This is a genomic window from Vreelandella piezotolerans (assembly GCF_012427705.1).
In the GTDB taxonomy this organism is placed as follows: domain Bacteria; phylum Pseudomonadota; class Gammaproteobacteria; order Pseudomonadales; family Halomonadaceae; genus Vreelandella; species Vreelandella piezotolerans.
Genome location: NZ_CP048602.1, coordinates 1,296,876 through 1,312,876 on the forward strand (window position 1 = coordinate 1,296,876; position 16,001 = coordinate 1,312,876).

Below are 16,001 nucleotides of genomic sequence, written 5' to 3' on the forward strand. Positions count from 1 at the left end.
CTCGCTGTTTGTCTTTTATCGCCCGGTCTTTCGGGCCTTTTGATGGGAGTGGCGAATGGTCACTACGCCCCTGTCGAACGACGTTCCCTCTGCTTCGTCTGCCGTACCTCCTCAGGCTCGCGCCCAGGGTAAGACGCCTCGTTTTGCCGAGGATATCGTTTTAGAGGTCAAGCGTTTGAGCAAGCGGTTCGATGATGCGCTTGCCGTAGATGACGTGAATTTGCAGGTTAAGCGCGGCGAAATTTTTGCCTTGCTCGGCGGTTCTGGCTCGGGTAAGTCGACGCTACTGCGCATGCTGGCGGGGTTCGAGACGCCCAGCGAGGGGCGCATTTTGCTGAGTGGCGAGAACATCACCGAGATGCCACCACATAAACGGCCCATCAACATGATGTTCCAGTCGTATGCGCTGTTTCCGCACATGACTGTGGCCCAAAACATTGCTTTTGGTTTGAAGCAGGACAAGTTGCCGAAAGCCGACATCGAGACGCGCGTGGCTCAGATGCTCAAACTGGTGCACATGGAGCGTTTCGCCAAGCGCAAGCCCCATCAGCTCTCAGGCGGTCAGCGTCAGCGGGTGGCCTTGGCACGCTCGCTCGCCAAGCGACCCAAGCTTCTGCTGCTCGATGAGCCCATGGGCGCGTTGGACAAAAAGCTGCGCACCGAAATGCAGCTGGAGGTGGTCGAGATCATCGAGCAGGTCGGCGTCACCTGCATCATGGTGACCCACGACCAGGAAGAAGCCATGACCATGGCCGACCGCGTGGCGATCATGGCCGACGGCTGGATCGAGCAGGTGGGCTCACCGGTGGATATCTACGAAAGCCCCGCGAGCAGAATGGTGGCTGAATTCGTTGGCACGGTGAATCTGTTCGAAGGGGAGATCATCGAAGACGCCGCCGATCACTGCCGCATCGAATCACCCGCGCTTTCTCGGCCAATCTATATCGACCACGGTATTACGACCCAAGCGGTCGATCGCCGGGTGTGGGCGGCGCTGCGCCCTGAGAAAATCTGGCTCACCCGCGAACAGCCAACGTGTGAGTACAACTGGGAAGCGGGCAAAGTGGACGATATCGCTTATTTGGGTGGTTACTCGCTCTACTACGTGCGCACCACCTCCGGGCAGATGATCAAGGTCAGCATGGCCAATACCGAGCGTCGCGGCGACCGCCCTACCTGGGAGGATAGCGTGTACGTTTACTGGGAAGACCACAGCGCTATCGTGCTGAACCGCTAATGCCCAGGTGGATGAGAGGAGATTGCCTATTATGACGCCATCTCGCGTTTCAGGCGTGATCAAGCGGATGCAGCTAGGCCGTCGCGCCGTGATTGCACTTCCGCTGGTGTGGCTGACGCTGTTTTTCCTGCTCCCGTTCGCGCTGGTGCTGAAAATCAGCTTATCCGAATCGGCCATCGCCATTCCGCCCTATGGGCCGCTGGTGGAGTATGCCGACCAAACGCTCAACATTTTTCTGAATTTAGGCAACTATCTGTTTCTGTTGTCCGATTCGCTCTATGTGGCCGCCTACTGGGGGTCGATCAAAACCGCGTTCATTGCCACGGCGGTGTGTTTGCTGATTGGCTACCCGATGGCGTATGCCATGGCGCGTGCGCCAGGGCGCTGGCAGCTGGTTCTGCTGCTGTTGGTGATGCTGCCGTCGTGGACGTCGTTTCTGATTCGGGTTTACGCTTGGATGGGCATTCTCAGCAATAGCGGGTTGATCAATAACCTGCTGATGGGGCTTGGTCTCATCGATGCCCCGCTGCGGATGATGAACACGCAATTCTCGGTGATCGTAGGCATCGTCTACGCTTACCTGCCGTTCATGGTGCTGCCGCTGTACGCCCACCTGACGCGTTTGGATAATTCGCTGCTGGAAGCGGCATCGGACCTTGGGTCACGTAAATTCAACACCTTCTTGAAGGTCACGCTGCCGCTCTCGATGGGGGGCATCATTGCGGGCTCGATGCTGGTGTTCATCCCAGCGGTCGGTGAATTCGTGATTCCCGAACTGCTGGGCGGCCCCGATACGTTGATGATTGGTAAGGTGTTGTGGGAAGAGTTCTTCCTCAATCGGGATTGGCCCGTGGCCTCGGCGCTCGCCATGGTCATGCTGCTGCTATTGCTCGTCCCTATCGTGTGGTTCCACCGCTACCAGTCACGGGAGCTTGAAGAATGATCAGATCGCATCGGCGCCCAAGTTTTACCACCGTGATGCTGGTGCTGGGGCTGCTGTTTTTGTACCTACCCATGGTCGTTCTGGTGGTGTATTCGTTCAACGAATCACGCCTGGTGACGGTGTGGGCCGGGTTCTCCACCCAGTGGTACGGTGAGCTATTCCGCGACCAGCAGATTTTGTCGGCGGTGTGGACCAGTTTGAAAATTGCCTTCTTTGCCGCCAGCATGGCGGTGTGCCTGGGAACGGTAGCGGCCTTCGTCATGACCCGCTACGGACATTTTCGAGGTAAAACGGCACTCTCGAGCATGGTGACTGCGCCGCTGGTGATGCCGGAAGTCATCACCGGTCTGTCGCTGCTGCTGCTGTTCGTGCAAATGGCGCAGCTAATAGGTTGGCCTGCTGACCGTGGCATGGCGACCATTTGGATCGCCCACACTACGTTTTGTAGTGCCTACGTGGCGGTGGTGGTCGCCGCTCGCCTGCGGGAAGTGGACCGCTCCATCGAGGAAGCGGCGATGGATTTGGGCTCGCCCCCGGTCAAGACGTTCTTCTTCGTGACGCTCCCGGTGATCTCCCCGGCGCTTGCCGCTGGCTGGTTGCTGGCGTTTACCCTCTCGCTGGATGACTTGGTCATTGCCAGCTTTGTGTCGGGCCCGGGTGCGAACACGCTGCCGATGGTGGTGTTCTCATCGGTACGGATGGGCGTGTCGCCGAAGATCAACGCGTTGGCGACGTTGATCATTTTGACGGTGTCGTTGGCGACGCTGCTGGCGTGGTATTTCATGCGCCGCAGCGAGGCCAAGCGTCAGGCGGCCATGCAGCAGGCCGAAGGGGCTTGAATAGAGTTCGAGCGCCGCTAGAGCACGTCGTCATCACGGCCGGTGATGACGGCTTCTAGCTCGCCGGTCATCGGCGAAACGATGGCTTGAAGTTGGATGGGCGCACAGCACTGATGACAATCTTCCCAGGTATCATGGCTGCCCTGTGAGATGTCGATCACGAAGGTGAGCGGGGTGTCACAATAAGGGCAGTGAAAATCGTGATGGATCAACGCGTCGTCTTGCATGGTGTTTGCCCTTTTTAACGTTACACTGGCTGAAGCATGGACATGATGACTCAGTGTAGCAGTGCGCTTTACAGGCAGGCGCCTGCTGCGCGAATCAGGTAGGATATCAGCGGGTTTTCCCGAATCACCTAGCGAGATGAGAGCGATGATGAAACGATACATGGCAGTTGCGGCCCTAGCGGCCTTCCCAATGGTCGCCCAGGCAGATACACCGAATTTGACGCCCGGCGAGTGGGAGTTCGTCAGCGTAACTAGCGTCAGTGGCGATATGCAGATTCCCGATCAAACCGAAACCGAGCGTCAGTGCATTACCCAGGCAGAACTGGAAGGCGCTGAGTTCGGTTTCATCGAAGAGGAAGAGGGCTGCGAGCTGCTGGACCAAGAGATGAATGCCGATGGCCTCTCCTACAGCATGGTATGCCGCGCAGAGGGTGGCGAAGCCACCATCGATGGCGAAATGCGCTTCATGGGTGAGCAGATCGAAGGCACCGTGGATATTCTGACGCAGTCGCCCATGGGCGAACTGACCATGAACACGACGATCGAAGGCGAGCGTATCGGTAACTGCGAATAAGCACTCCCGTTACGATAGCCTAAACCACCAAGGGCGCCCACTGGGCGCCCTTGGTGTCTCTACTGCCCGTCGATTCATCGCTCTGGCGTTTCCAGCGGCGTGTGTGGCGCCGTCGGGGCATTGGCGATCTCCTCTTCGAGCTGACGCTTGACCGCCCCAGGCGAGCCGGAGTAGCGGGCCAGCAGGTCGTAGGCCACCGGCACGACGAACAGCGTAAAGAGGGTGGCAGCCCCGACGCCTGCCATGATGACCGTGCCGATCACTAGGCGTGACTCGGCCCCCGGGCCGCTGGAGATGATCAGCGGAATGGCACCGGCCATGGTGGTGACGGCGGTCATCAATATGGGCCGCAAACGCGTCACCGAGGCTTCGATCAGCGCCGAGCGAAACCCCTGGCCCTCATCGCGCAGTTGGTTGGCGAACTCGACGATCAAGATACCGTTCTTGGCCGCCAAACCGATCAGCAGTACTAGGCCGACTTGGCTATAAATATTCAGCGACTGGCCGCTGAGTAGCAGCGCGAGCAGCGCACCGCTCATGGCGAGTGGCACCGTCAGCATGATGACGAAGGGGTGAATCAGGCTCTCGAATTGAGCCGCCAGCACCAGGAAGACCACCACCGCGCCGAGGATCAGCAGAAACGTCGTTGCGCCGCTGGCCTGCTGGAAATCCCGGGAAGGCCCGGCCACGTTGGTTTGTACCTCTTCCGGTAGAAGCGTATCCGCGGCGTCTTGGAGGTAGGCCAGCGCTTCGCCAAGGGGATAGCCGTCAGCGAGGTTTGCTTCGATCGTGATGGCGCGTACCCGGTCAAATCGGTTCAGCGTGCTAGCCCCGGCAAAATCGGACAGTGTCACGAGACTGGCCAGCGGGATCAGTTCGCCCGTGCGCGCCGAGCGCACCTGAATGTTATCCAGCGCTCGCGGGCTGTTTTGGCGGCTGCGGTCGCCTTCCACGATGACGTCGTACTCTTCACCGTCATCTACATAGCGCGTCACGTTACGCCCACCTAGCAGGACTTCTAGTGTGCGGCCTATTTCGGTCACCGTAACGCCCAACGATGCGGCGCGTTCGTAATTGATATCCACCCTTAGCTGGGGCTGGGTTTCGTCGTAGTTGCTCTCGATGGCGGTCAGGCGCGGGTTGTTTTCCCGTACGTGGTTGATCAACCGATCACGCCAGCGGGCAAGATCTTCATAGGTGCCGCCGCCCAAGACGAACTGAACGGGCTTTTGTGTACGCTGGCCAAAGCCTTGGCGCATCACCGGAAAGGCTTGGACGCCAGGCAGCGAGCCAAGCTGTTGGCGCACGTCAGCCATGATCTCCCAGGCACTGCGGCGGCTGCCCCAGTCAGCCATATTGACGATGATGAACCCACTGTTAAAGTTTTCGATATTGCCGAATCCACGCGGGGCGCGCACGACCACGCGTTCCAGCTCGCCGCTCTCTACGAAGGGGGTTAGCCGCGCCTCGATTTCGTCCATGTAGTCCATCATGTAGTCGAATGTGGCGCCTTCGGGCCCATTCACCAGCACGATGAAGTTACCGCGATCCTCCTGGGGGGTGTACTCGTTGGGCAGCGCCGATGCGAGCCACGCCGTACCCGTGATCAGTAAAGCAAACAGCGCCACCACCAGCCATTTGGCTGCCAATACGGTTTCAAGAGCGCATTGATAGCGGCGCTTAGTGCCGTCCAGCAACCACTGTACGCCTTGGCCAATACGACTGTCGTGCATGCCGGGCTTGAGAATCTTGGAGGCCATCATCGGCGTTAGCGTCAGCGCGAGTAGGGTAGAGACGATCACCGCCGCCGCCATGGTCAGGGCAAATTCCGAGAACAGTCGGCCGATGTCGCCTTGCAGCATGCTCAGTGGTACAAAGACGGCGACCAGCACCAGGGTGGTGGCGATCACTGCAAAGGCGATTTGTCGCGTGCCACGAAAAGCGGCCACTAGCGGGGTTTCGCCATAGTCATGCATGCGTCGATTGATGTTCTCGAGTACCACGATGGCGTCGTCCACGATCAGCCCGATGGCCAGCACCAGGGCAAGCAGGGTGAGCAGGTTGATGGAGAAGTTCATTGCCGCCAGCGCCGTGAACGCGCCAATCACGGCAATCGGTACCGTGACGGCGGGGACCAGGGTCGTACGTAGATTGCCTAGGAACAGAAAAATCACGATGACGACAAGGCCCATGGCAATAAAGAGCGTCATGACGACCTGCTCGATGGCACCAGAGACAAACACTGAGGCATCGTAATTGAGGGCAAGCGACATGCCCGCGGGCAGCGTGCCCTGCAGCCGCTCCAGCTCCTGTTGCACCGCCTCAGACAGCTCGATCACGTTGGCGGTGGACTGCATGATCATCCCCAGCCCCACCATGGGCACACCGTTGGCTCGGAACACCGAGCGATCTTCTACTGACCCGACTTCCACGCGGGCGACATCGGCAAGACGTACCAAATAACCGTTGTTGCTTTGAGTGAGCGCTAGGCGCTGAAAATCATCGGCGGTGGCGAAGCTGCGCGGCAGACGGACGATGAACTGACGGTCATCGGACTCGATCGAGCCAGCGGGTAGCTCGACGTTCTCGGCGCGTAATGCGTCTTCTACATCGCCCACGGTTAGGCCGCGAGCCGCCAGTGCGTTACGGTCGAGCCACACGCGCATGGCGTAATCTTGGCCGCCGCCGACACGCACGCGGGCAACGCCGGGTTGCACCGACAGGCTATCAACGAGAAAGCGGTTGGCGTAGTCGGTGAGTTCGGCAATCGAGTAGTCCGCCCCCGACAGGCTCAGCCATACGACGATCTCTTCGCTGCTATCGGCTTTGGTGACTTCTGGGTTGTCGGCGTCGTCTGGGAGGTTGCGCAGCGCGCCGGAGATGCGGTCGCGTATATCGTTTGCCGCGGCGTTGATATCCATGGTGATGGCGAACTCGATTTCGATACGCGAGCGGCCATCTTCACTTTGAGAGGTGATCAGTTCGATACCTTCGACCCCGGCAATACGGTCTTCCAGCACTTGGGTAATACGTGTTTCTACCACACTTGCTGAGGCGCCGGGGTAGCGTGTATCGATACTAACGATGGGCGGGTCGACCGTGGGATACTCTTGAAGCGGTAAGCGATTGAGCGCCAGCAGTCCAAAGGCGATGATTAGCGCCGCAATCACCATGGCGAGCACGGGCCGCTGGACGGAAATATCGGATAAACGCATTAGCGATCAGCCTCCAGCAGCGAGCGAATATCCGTCGTTTCGTCGGCAATGCCCAGTAGCCTGACCTCTTGGCCTTCTCGGGCGAGCTGTAGGCCGTGGATCACGACCAAGTCGCCTTCACGAAGGCCTTCGAGGATTTCGACCTCGCCACTGCGTCGCTCGCCAATAGCGACCTCACGGCGTTCTAAGCGCGGGGCCTCCTGCTGTTGAATTACCATGACGAAATGGCGGTTGCCACTGGGCTGAAGGGCGGCTTCAGGGAGCACGAGCGTCTCGCGCACGCGCTGTTGCACGATGACCTCCATCAGCATGCCGGGGCGCAATTTCAAGTCGGGGTTGGCAAGCTCGGCGCGAACGTTCACGCTGCGGGAGGTGGGATCGATGCGCGTGCCGATACTAGCAATTTCCCCGCGAAACACCTCGTCTGGATACGCTGCGGTGGTGGCCGTTAGGCTCAGCCCGGCAGAGAGTCGGCCCAAAAACACCTCAGGCAAGGTGAAGTCGAGCTTCATGACGTCGAGCTTGTCGAGGGTCACCAGCGCCATACCTGGGGTGACGAGCGTGCCGACACTGACATCACGAAAGCCGACCCTGCCGCTAAACGGTGCAAGGATACGATAATTCTCGAGTCGCGCTTCTAGCGCTTGGGCATCGGCTTGCGCTTGGCGGAGCTGGGATTGCGTATCTTCGACGTCGGCTCTGGCCGCTAAGTTACGCTGCTGCAGCTGCGAGGCGCGGCCGGATGCATTGCGCCGCTCATCGGTGAGCGCTTGCGCTGCTCTCAATAGTGCCTGCTCTTCGGCATCTTCCAGACGAATGAGTAAGCGGCCACGCTCGACCTGTTCACCATCGTCAAAGTTGATCTCCGCGATGGTGTCGGTGACAGTAGCGGATAATGTCACGCTCTCGTCGGCGCTCAAAGTGCCCAGCGCTTCCAGCGGGTCCGACCAGGTGTCGGACGCTACTTGATACCCAATGACGGGTGGGGGTGTTTGCGCGCTGGCAAGAGTGGCCCAACCAAGCAGTAGTAAGAGGCCACAAAAGGTGCGTTTCGATGCAGGCATAAGTGTCTCGATATCATTCACGGACTGGGTGCTTTACGCTCCACCGTCCAGGCCGGTGTCAGCCCCTAGGCGCAGCGGTGCCGTACCGCCAAGCGAAATATTGTGCTCTTCTTGTACTTTAAGGATGATAATGTACAGCAATGTAGTGCTTTTTACCTGTTAAAATACCCGCTTATTCTTTTTGGGAGCCTTTGTAATGGTCTTCGACGTCGTGGTCATTGGCGCGGGCGCCGCTGGTTTGATGTGCGCGGCGCAGGCAGGCTATGCCGGGCGACGTGTCTTAGTGCTCGACCATGCCAACAAAGCGGGTAAAAAAATCCTAATGTCGGGGGGAGGCCGCTGTAACTTTACCAATCTTGATACGGCGCCTGGGCATTTTTACTCTGAAAATCCTTATTTTTGTATCTCCGCATTAAAACGTTACCGTCCAGAACACTTCGTATCGCTCGTGGAAACCCATGGCGTCGAGTATGTAGAAAAAGCGCCTGGACAATTATTTTGCGCCGATTCCGCTAAAGAGATCGTTCGGGTGCTGATGACCGAGTGTGAGTGGGCTGGGGCAGAGGTGGCACTGAAAACCTCCATCTCGCGCGTGGAGCGCCAAGGGGAGGGCATGCGCCTGACCACCTCCATGGGGACCATCGATGCAGGCGTGGTCGTGGTGGCTACAGGGGGGCTCTCCATTCCCACCATGGGGGCGACGGGATTTGGCTACGACATTGCGCGCCAGTTCGGCCTGGAGGTGCTGCCCACTCGCCCCGGCTTGGTGCCGTTTACCCTGAGCGATAGCTGGAAAGAGCGGGTCGCAGCGCTTTCTGGCGTCAGCCTGCCCTCGGCGGTGAGTTGCAAGGAGACGCGCTTTGTCGAGCCGATGCTGTTTACCCACCGAGGGCTGTCTGGCCCCTCCATGCTGCAGATCTCCAGCGTGTGGGAGTCTGGTAGCGCGATTACCATTGACCTCATGCCGGGTGAAAGCGTCGCGGAGGCCTTGCGTCATGCACGGCAGGAAACCCCTAAGCGCCTATTGTCTACCTGGCTTGGCGAGCGTTTTCCCAAGCGCTTTGCCCAAGCATTGCAAGAGTGGTACCCCAACGCAGAGCTGGCTATTCCGCTGGCCCAGTACAGCAATGAAGCGCTTGATGTGTGGGCTCAGCGGCTCAACCAATGGCAGCTAAAACCGGCGGGTACGGAAGGGTGGCGCACGGCGGAGGTGACGATGGGCGGGGTAAGTACCCATGCTATCTCATCGAAAACTTTCGAAGTCAAAGACCTACCGCAGTTGCGCTTCATTGGTGAGGTGCTGGATGTGACGGGGCAACTAGGCGGCTATAACTTTCAGTGGGCATGGGCTAGCGGTGTTGCCTGTGGACAAGCGTGTTAAGTGTCATCGACACGCATTAAACAAGCCGCTGCGGTAAGTGAGCCGCAGCGGCTTGTCGGATCATCCTTATCGCAGGCGTAGCGGTCAACGGACGATTATGTCGCCACTTTGGCAAGGAGCTTCAACTTTCGAAAGAGCATGTAACCTGCCAGTGCCTTACGACCTAGCACCATGGCACCGCCTGGATGACGTGCAATGCGTAACGCAGCAATGCCGCCAATGGCGTAAAGCGGCAGTTTGACGCTTTTCCAATGACGTTCCAGCGGGGAAGAGGCATGTAGCAACGTGTCGCTATCGACCAATATGTCGATACGCTGCTGCTCCAGTTCGGCGAGCAGCGCCGCCTTGCGCTCTGCTCGGCTGAGTGGTTTAACGACGCTATCGTGACGGGTCATCCTCATTCACCTCTAGCAAGGCCCGGTCCGCCGCAAGCTGCTTTAACGTTTCTTTGAGCAGCGTATGACGCTTGGCTTGACGAAGTGCTATTACGGCGAGTAGTACGCTGAGTGCAATCAGTACACCAGCACTCACGCTGATGGCCGTGAGACGATACGTGTCCCAAAAAAGCACAATGACAAGAGCCGTTAGCGTAGCAATGCCAAGAAGCAGTAATAGCAGGCTGGCACCAGCAAGCAGCAGTAAGACTAATAAGCGGGCGCGCTCTTCCTCTAGTTCCAAAACCGCCAAACGCAGGCGGGTCTCACTGTTGGCAACCAGTGTTTTTAGCAGGCGTTTGGCGGCGGAAAAGACACGTTGGGTAGGACCCAAAGCCATTAGCGACGTCCGAGGAGCATACCAACGACAAGGCCCGCTGCGGCACCAAGGCCGATGCTGGTCCAGGGGTTCTCACGGACGTAACGATCACAGCAATCGACCTGCTCTGAAAGCGTCTCGCGGGTATCTTCGTAAAAACGTTCACCGCGGGCTTCTAGGCGGGCACGGGTATCTTTCAAACGTCGTTCGGCACGCTCACGCAGGTCGCGCATTTCGCCGCTAGCATCCTTGGAGGTGGCGTTCATCAGCTCTTCGACGGTTTCGCTGAGGTGACGCAGATCCTCTTTGAGCTGGTCAGCACGGGCAGAGGTGTCTGTATTACGTTTTGCCATGATGTCTTCCTTTGACGAGTGAATGAGTTACGACTTCGAGTGACGACTTCAGCATAGCAGTCATCATCATATAGACAACCTTACTGGCTTAACGGTTCAGCCCAGTGGCGCTGAACAGTGGGTTGAGGCTAAAACCAAGGCTCAGGCGATGCACGCGGTGGTTGTAATCGATCATGCTCTCGCCGTAACCGTAGTAATACTGCACATGGGTGCGCACGCCGTTGAACGCGGGCCAGCTGTAATCGATCTGCGTGCCGTAGTTGCCGGCGCTAGGGTTGCCACGCAGTTGACCGGCAAATTCATGGTTGTTTTGCAGGCGCTTGGCGAGGCGAATGTCGCCATAGCCGACGAAGCGCTCGATATCGGGGTTGTCATCATCGCTATCCGACTCGGGCACGCGCCAGTGGGGCGCCAGGGTGAGCGCCCAATCGCCGCTTTGGAAGGTGCTTTCCAAGTACACTCGGTTCCAACTGCGCGAGAGCGGATCGGAGCGGCCGTTTGATTGATGGATGAACGACACGCGGTTGCGGGTGTTCACCCATCCCAAGGCACTCCAGGCGTTGTCGAAGTCGATAAACACTTCGGGCTCATAGTTGGTTTCGCGAAACGGCGAGGAGGCATCGGTGTTGTACGCCTGCCACCAGCTTCGCTGGGTATACGCAAAGTAAACGTCGCCTATGTCACCGAAGACATTTTCGGCCAAATTGAACTTGGCACTGAATTGAAATTTGACCTCACCACTATCCGGTTGAACGTCGTCTGTGATGCTGCGGAAATTTTCGACGTTTTGATTCGTGTTGTAGCTAATGGGGAACAGATAGTTGGTGCGATGCGTCGTGATGGCGAAGGGGTTACGTGACGACTCTTGTTCCAACTGTCGCCGTTCGCTCAGGTCTTCTAGCGCTACTTCGACTGGCAGCGGCGCTGGTTCGATACCCTGGGCGGCATCTTCGGGTGCTTCGATTTGCTGAAGCTGCTGGCGCAACTGGTAGAGTTCGGTATTGAGCGCTTGAATGCGCGCTTCAATGTCTTCTCGGGAATCGGCTATGGCGCTTTGACTGAGCACGGTCGCGCTCACAAATGTCGCCAAACCGGTGAACAGCAGTTTTCGGGTAACCATCAACGTGGCTCGCAAATTAAGAGTAGAGAGATGCCAGCATTGTTTCTATACATGCCGCTTGTGTAAGTCAACTCCGTATGGCGACGTGCTGACAATATTGCGTCGAGCTGTCTTACCCATGACAATGGCCATCTCGCCCGACATCGCGGGCCGATATGTCTATGAGGCATCCGTCACGTGTTTAGAAATGCCCTGAAAGCCGCCATCGGCTGCCTGTTTGTGGTAGTGCTGTTGGCGGAAACCGCCATCGCTCAAAGCACCTCGATCGAGGGCGTTCCTCCTCAAGCTAAGCTCTCCGAACGCTTGGCAGTCATTGAATCTCTTGAAACTGAGCCTACCGCTGAGCAGCAGCGTGACCAAGCGGCGTTGACCGCTGCATTGCAGGCATATGAGCGGCTCCAAGCGATCGAAGAGCGTCAGCAGGCACTCGAGCAGCGGGTCAGTCAGGCGCCTGAGCAGTTGCTACGCCTGGAGCGTGAGCTCAACGCTGCGCAAGAGGAGAGTCTGCAGCTGTCGGTCGACAACCTTAGCGATATGCCTTTAGAGGCTTTGGAAGCCGAACAAGCGGATGCCGTGATCGAACTGCAGCAGCTCCAGAGCCAAATGGCCGAGGTGAATTCCCAACTCCTTGCGGCGCAAACGCTGCCCGAGCGGGCGCAACAGGCCATTTCCGAGGCGCTGCAGCGGGCTGAAACACTGCGTCGTGAGCACGATACCCGAGCCGCGCTGCTCGCCGACCGCCAGCTTTCGGCCCGTGAGGATGCCCAGCTCATTCAGTGGCGCTTAGAGCGAGCGGTGGCCGAGCAAGAGGTCACCCTGAACCAGCGGGAGTTGAGCGCTAACAGTCGCCTGCGCGAGCTGGCTCAGCAGCGTCGTGACCTGATTGCCTTGCAAATCGACCAGCAAGAGCAGCAGCTCAACCTGCTCCAGGGCGTGATCGACCGCCAGCGACGTCTTCAGTCTGAACAGGCCATTGCCGACGCCGCCAAGAACGATCCATTGATCGCCGAGGGGCACCCTGTCGTGCTGAATGCACAGCAGATCAACCAAACGCTTAGCCTGGAGCTATTGCGGGCGACGGACCGTGCCAATGGCATCGTGCGCGAAAACATCGAGGCGCAGCGCCAGTTGGAGCATGTTCGCCAGCTCCAGCGCAGCCTCAACGAGCAGATGGAGGCGATTCGCGGCAGCCAACTGTTGTCGCGTATTCTTCGCGAACAGCGTCAATCGCTACCCGTTGTGGTGCCGCGCCGGGATTTGCAAGATGAGATCGCCGATCTGCGTTTGAAGCAGTTCGATCTCATCCGCCAGCGCGATCAACTCCGGCAGGGCGAGCGGCTGGCAGCTCAGCGCCTGGAAGAGGCTGGCGTCGATGTCACGCCAGGGCTGGTGGATTCTCTGACCCGCTTGTATCAATCCCGACGCGAGCTGGTCGAGCAGCTCGAACAAGCATACGGCAACCTATTAAGCTCGGCTATCGAGCTACAGCTCAATCAGCAGCAGCTGCTCAGCACGACACAAGATTTACGCACTACCATCGATGAGCAGCTGTTTTGGGTGGCCAACAGTCGTCCTCTAGATGTGAACTGGCTGCGCCAACTGCCCCAGCATCTTCAGCAGGAGTGGCGGGAAGGGGAGTGGCGCGCGGTGTTGCCTACTCGTTGGAAAGGGCTCTCATGGGACATGTTGGTGGGCGCGCCACTGCTGCTGTTGAGCGTGGTTTTAATCGCTTTGCGAGGGCATATCAAAGCGCGTTTGGCGCTGATTCATTCACAAATTGGCCGTTTGAAGAGCGATACCCAGCTGCATACCCCCAAGGCCGTTTTGCTCAATGCACTGCTGGCGGTACCAGGCCCGCTGGCGTTGGCTGGCACGGGCGTAGCCCTACGTACGGCGGAAGGCGGTCTGGCCCTTGGACTGGCACCGGCGCTGCTGCAGCTTGGTTTGAGCTGGTTCGTGGTAGCCCTTGGGCGGCGACTGCTGGTGCCCGACGGCGTCGCCGAGCGTCACTTTACCTGGTCACCGGCGTACAACGCGCGGCTGCGTCGCTTGTTGATTGGGCTGGGCATGGCGCTGGTACCGGTCGTGGCCATTGCGGCCATGTCTGAACAGATGGAGACCCCCTTGGCCCAGCGCCCTGTCGCCATGGCACTGTTCATGGGGGGGCTGCTTGCCATGGCGTGGTCGCTGACGCAGCTCATCCTGGCCCATGTCCCAATCTTTGGTGTGCGGCTTTTCAGGCTGATCTTGGGGCTCGCCATGGCCGCCGTTCCACTGGTGCTGATGGGCCTGGTTGCCTGGGGCTACGAGTACACGGCGCTCAGGCTGGTAGCGCGTTTTGCCATTACGCTCTACCTATTAGGGCTTTGGGTGGTAGTGGAGGCGACGGTGGTGCGTAGTTTGGCCGTTGCCGCCCGCCGCTTGGCCTACCGCCGAGCGCTGGCCAGACGGCGCGCCCAGGTGCAAGAGGGTGCCGAAGGCGGGCTCGAGGTAGTCGAAGAGCCGCCGCTGGATATGGAAAAGATCAACGCTCAGTCGCTGCGGCTCTCCAAGCTGATTCTACTGATTGGTTTCAGTGCGCTGCTCTATTTGGTGTGGTCGGACCTGCTCTCGGTGTTGGGTTACTTGGACCAGGTATCGCTTTGGGACGCGGGCGAAGGCGATCTGGTCGATGATGCTCTCTCCATTTCGGATTTTTTTACGGCGCTGCTGGTGGTGGCTGTCACGTTCATCATGGCGAGTAACCTGCCAGGACTGCTCGAAGTCATGGTGCTCTCTCGCTTGGCGCTCAAGCAGGGCAGCGCTTATGCGATTAGCTCACTGCTCTCTTACACCATCGTAGGCACCGGGATCGTCATGTCGCTGGCGACCTTGGGGGTCTCTTGGGACAAGCTGCAGTGGCTGGTGGCGGCGCTGAGTGTGGGTTTGGGGTTTGGCTTGCAAGAGATCTTTGCCAACTTCATTTCGGGATTGATCATTCTGTTCGAGCGCCCCATTCGTATCGGCGACACCATTACGCTAGGGAACCTTCACGGCACGGTCAGCCGGATTCGCATTCGGGCGACCACGGTGACCGACTTCGACCGCAAAGAGATCATCATTCCCAACAAAACGTTCGTGACCGACCAACTGATCAACTGGTCGCTCTCCGACAACGTGACCCGCGTGGTGCTCACCTACGGCGTCTCCCACGGTTCGGATTTACCACTCGTGCATAGACTGTTACGTCAAGCTGCCGATGAGAACGCACGCGTATTGGATGACCCGGAGCCGCAGGTGTTCTGCTTGAGCTATGGGCCACACAGCCTGAATTTCGAACTGCGTATTTTTGTCAATGACCTACTGGACCGCTTGTTTGCTGCCGACGAGGTGAACTGCCGGGTGGACGAGCTGTTCAAGGAGGCTGGAGTGAAAATCGCCTTCGAGCAGTTGGACGTATGGCTACATCGTGAGCAGGGAGAGCCGGTGAACGTGCAGTCGGATTCGACTCTCCCGCCCGCTACCTTGAGCTGATCGCTACCGCTTGCTGGCAAATAGTAGAAACTCCCGATTGCCGTCGCTGCCGGTAATCGGGCTCTCTTGCCAGTGACTGATGACGAGGCCGCACTGCTCGCAGGCGTCGCGTATGTGGTGTTCTACCTCTTGATAGCGCTGCGGGTCGCGCACGATGCCGCGCTTATCCAGCGCGCCTGGGTCGAGTTCGAACTGCGGCTTGACCAGGGAGAGGAGCTGCCCGCTGGGTGGCAGCAGTGCGGCAACCTCAGGCAAGATCAGGGTCTGGGAAATAAACGAAACATCCATGACCGCAAGATCAATGGGCCGTTCGGCGAGGGTGTTCAATAGCGCCGCTGCACCGCTCATATAGCGGGCGTTGAGTCCTTCTAGGCACGTCACACGAGGGTCGCTGCGCAGGTGGCTGGCGAGTTGGTCGTGGCCCACTTCCACACCAATGACGTGGCGCGCGCCGAACTGCAGGGCGCAGTCGGTAAAGCCCCCCGTCGATTGACCAATATCCAGCACGCCTCGCTCGTCGAGGCGCATATTTAACGTCAGTAGCACGCTCTCCAGCTTGAGCCCCGCCCGAGAGGCGTAGCGCTCCTCTGGGTCTGCGTCGATGCGTAGCGGCGTATCGGAGGGCCATTTCTCCGATGGTTTGCTCAGCGGCTTACCGTTGCTCAAAAAAACGCGCCCGTTTTTGATCAGTCGTTGGGCACGGGTACGAGAACTGGCCAGCCCTTGGCTGACCAACAGTTGGTCGAGTCGTATCATGGTGGTCATGTCTGTGATGGTAAAGC

At 58.7% G+C, this 16,001-nt stretch carries 14 protein-coding genes; 6 read left to right on the forward strand and 8 right to left on the reverse strand.

The genetic code is table 11. From position 1 onward, the window contains the following. Window positions 1-55: 55 nt before the first annotated feature. Genes GYM47_RS05990 through GYM47_RS06000 form a run of 3 tightly spaced genes read left to right on the forward strand, consistent with a single transcriptional unit; the run spans window position 56 to window position 3,019 of the window. Window positions 56-1,237 carry an ABC transporter ATP-binding protein gene (locus tag GYM47_RS05990; RefSeq protein WP_139525558.1) on the forward strand — a complete coding sequence of 394 codons (1,182 nt, stop codon included), beginning with the start codon at window positions 56-58 and terminating at the stop codon, window positions 1,235-1,237. Between the two features lie 31 nt (window positions 1,238-1,268). Beyond that, window positions 1,269-2,180: an ABC transporter permease subunit gene (locus tag GYM47_RS05995; RefSeq protein ID WP_139525559.1), complete on the forward strand. Its 912-nt coding sequence runs from the start codon at window positions 1,269-1,271 to the stop codon at window positions 2,178-2,180. Continuing rightward, window positions 2,177-3,019 carry an ABC transporter permease subunit gene (locus tag GYM47_RS06000; RefSeq protein WP_139525560.1) on the forward strand — a complete coding sequence of 281 codons (843 nt, stop codon included), beginning with the start codon at window positions 2,177-2,179 and terminating at the stop codon, window positions 3,017-3,019. The genes GYM47_RS05995 and GYM47_RS06000 overlap by 4 nt, the downstream gene beginning before the upstream one ends. Before the next feature lie 17 nt (window positions 3,020-3,036). On the opposite strand, the gene GYM47_RS06005 is transcribed toward GYM47_RS06000, so the two are convergent. Further along, a complete protein-coding gene (locus GYM47_RS06005) occupies window positions 3,037-3,246 on the reverse strand; it encodes a zinc ribbon domain-containing protein (protein ID WP_153842408.1) in 210 nt (69 codons plus the stop codon). A 160-nt stretch (window positions 3,247-3,406) separates the two neighbouring features. Here GYM47_RS06005 and GYM47_RS06010 point away from each other — a divergent pair, with 160 nt between their 5' ends. Then, window positions 3,407-3,820: a DUF3617 domain-containing protein gene (locus GYM47_RS06010; RefSeq protein WP_139525562.1), complete on the forward strand. Its 414-nt coding sequence runs from the start codon at window positions 3,407-3,409 to the stop codon at window positions 3,818-3,820. A 74-nt stretch (window positions 3,821-3,894) separates the two neighbouring features. Here the strand turns inward: GYM47_RS06010 and GYM47_RS06015 are convergent, their stop codons facing one another. Together GYM47_RS06015 and GYM47_RS06020 are read right to left on the reverse strand one after the other, a co-directional pair. Further along, window positions 3,895-7,035: an efflux RND transporter permease subunit gene (locus tag GYM47_RS06015; RefSeq protein ID WP_153842409.1), complete on the reverse strand. Its 3,141-nt coding sequence runs from the start codon at window positions 7,033-7,035 to the stop codon at window positions 3,895-3,897. After that, entirely contained in the window at window positions 7,035-8,099 is a 1,065-nt protein-coding gene (locus GYM47_RS06020; protein WP_153842410.1) for an efflux RND transporter periplasmic adaptor subunit, read from the reverse strand. Before GYM47_RS06020 ends, GYM47_RS06015 begins: the two co-directional genes overlap by 1 nt. A 196-nt stretch (window positions 8,100-8,295) precedes the next feature. On the opposite strand from GYM47_RS06020, the gene GYM47_RS06025 reads away from it, so the two are divergent. Beyond that, window positions 8,296-9,480, forward strand: a complete 1,185-nt coding sequence (locus GYM47_RS06025; RefSeq protein ID WP_153842411.1) for a BaiN/RdsA family NAD(P)/FAD-dependent oxidoreductase — start codon at window positions 8,296-8,298, stop codon at window positions 9,478-9,480. Between the two features lie 95 nt (window positions 9,481-9,575). On the opposite strand, the gene GYM47_RS06030 is transcribed toward GYM47_RS06025, so the two are convergent. The 4 genes from GYM47_RS06030 to GYM47_RS06045 all read right to left on the reverse strand — a co-directional run bounded on the left by GYM47_RS06030 (window position 9,576) and on the right by GYM47_RS06045 (window position 11,706). Then, entirely contained in the window at window positions 9,576-9,875 is a 300-nt protein-coding gene (locus tag GYM47_RS06030; RefSeq protein WP_137093870.1) for a YqjK family protein, read from the reverse strand. Continuing rightward, complete coding sequence (locus GYM47_RS06035; RefSeq protein WP_153842412.1) at window positions 9,859-10,254, reverse strand: phage holin family protein; 396 nt, start codon at window positions 10,252-10,254, stop codon at window positions 9,859-9,861. The genes GYM47_RS06030 and GYM47_RS06035 overlap by 17 nt, the downstream gene beginning before the upstream one ends. Next, entirely contained in the window at window positions 10,254-10,586 is a 333-nt protein-coding gene (locus GYM47_RS06040) for an ElaB/YgaM/YqjD family protein (protein WP_139525567.1), read from the reverse strand. The genes GYM47_RS06035 and GYM47_RS06040 overlap by 1 nt, the downstream gene beginning before the upstream one ends. Before the next feature lie 88 nt (window positions 10,587-10,674). Then, a complete protein-coding gene (locus tag GYM47_RS06045) occupies window positions 10,675-11,706 on the reverse strand; it encodes a phospholipase A (RefSeq protein WP_139525568.1) in 1,032 nt (343 codons plus the stop codon). Between the two features lie 177 nt (window positions 11,707-11,883). Here GYM47_RS06045 and mscK point away from each other — a divergent pair, with 177 nt between their 5' ends. Next, window positions 11,884-15,219 carry a mechanosensitive channel MscK gene (gene mscK / locus GYM47_RS06050; protein WP_153842413.1) on the forward strand — a complete coding sequence of 1,112 codons (3,336 nt, stop codon included), beginning with the start codon at window positions 11,884-11,886 and terminating at the stop codon, window positions 15,217-15,219. A gap of 3 nt (window positions 15,220-15,222) precedes the next feature. Here mscK and GYM47_RS06055 read toward each other — a convergent pair whose 3' ends face one another. Continuing rightward, window positions 15,223-15,975, reverse strand: a complete 753-nt coding sequence (locus GYM47_RS06055) for a TlyA family RNA methyltransferase (RefSeq protein ID WP_139525570.1) — start codon at window positions 15,973-15,975, stop codon at window positions 15,223-15,225. Between the last annotated feature and the right edge of the window lie 26 nt (window positions 15,976-16,001).

Bases quoted from the DNA above. Each gene is read 5' to 3' on its own strand.
- GYM47_RS05990 (WP_139525558.1), top strand. From the start codon at position 56: ATGGTCACTACGCCCCTGTCGAACGACGTTCCCTCTGCTTCGTCTGCC.
- GYM47_RS05995 (WP_139525559.1), top strand. From the start codon at position 1,269: ATGACGCCATCTCGCGTTTCAGGCGTGATCAAGCGGATGCAGCTAGGC.
- GYM47_RS06000 (WP_139525560.1), top strand. From the start codon at position 2,177: ATGATCAGATCGCATCGGCGCCCAAGTTTTACCACCGTGATGCTGGTG.
- GYM47_RS06005 (WP_153842408.1), bottom strand. From the start codon at position 3,246: ATGCAAGACGACGCGTTGATCCATCACGATTTTCACTGCCCTTATTGT.
- GYM47_RS06010 (WP_139525562.1), top strand. From the start codon at position 3,407: ATGGCAGTTGCGGCCCTAGCGGCCTTCCCAATGGTCGCCCAGGCAGAT.
- GYM47_RS06015 (WP_153842409.1), bottom strand. From the start codon at position 7,035: ATGCGTTTATCCGATATTTCCGTCCAGCGGCCCGTGCTCGCCATGGTG.
- GYM47_RS06020 (WP_153842410.1), bottom strand. From the start codon at position 8,099: ATGCCTGCATCGAAACGCACCTTTTGTGGCCTCTTACTACTGCTTGGT.
- GYM47_RS06025 (WP_153842411.1), top strand. From the start codon at position 8,296: ATGGTCTTCGACGTCGTGGTCATTGGCGCGGGCGCCGCTGGTTTGATG.
- GYM47_RS06030 (WP_137093870.1), bottom strand. From the start codon at position 9,875: ATGACCCGTCACGATAGCGTCGTTAAACCACTCAGCCGAGCAGAGCGC.
- GYM47_RS06035 (WP_153842412.1), bottom strand. From the start codon at position 10,254: ATGGCTTTGGGTCCTACCCAACGTGTCTTTTCCGCCGCCAAACGCCTG.
- GYM47_RS06040 (WP_139525567.1), bottom strand. From the start codon at position 10,586: ATGGCAAAACGTAATACAGACACCTCTGCCCGTGCTGACCAGCTCAAA.
- GYM47_RS06045 (WP_139525568.1), bottom strand. From the start codon at position 11,706: ATGGTTACCCGAAAACTGCTGTTCACCGGTTTGGCGACATTTGTGAGC.
- GYM47_RS06055 (WP_139525570.1), bottom strand. From the start codon at position 15,975: ATGATACGACTCGACCAACTGTTGGTCAGCCAAGGGCTGGCCAGTTCT.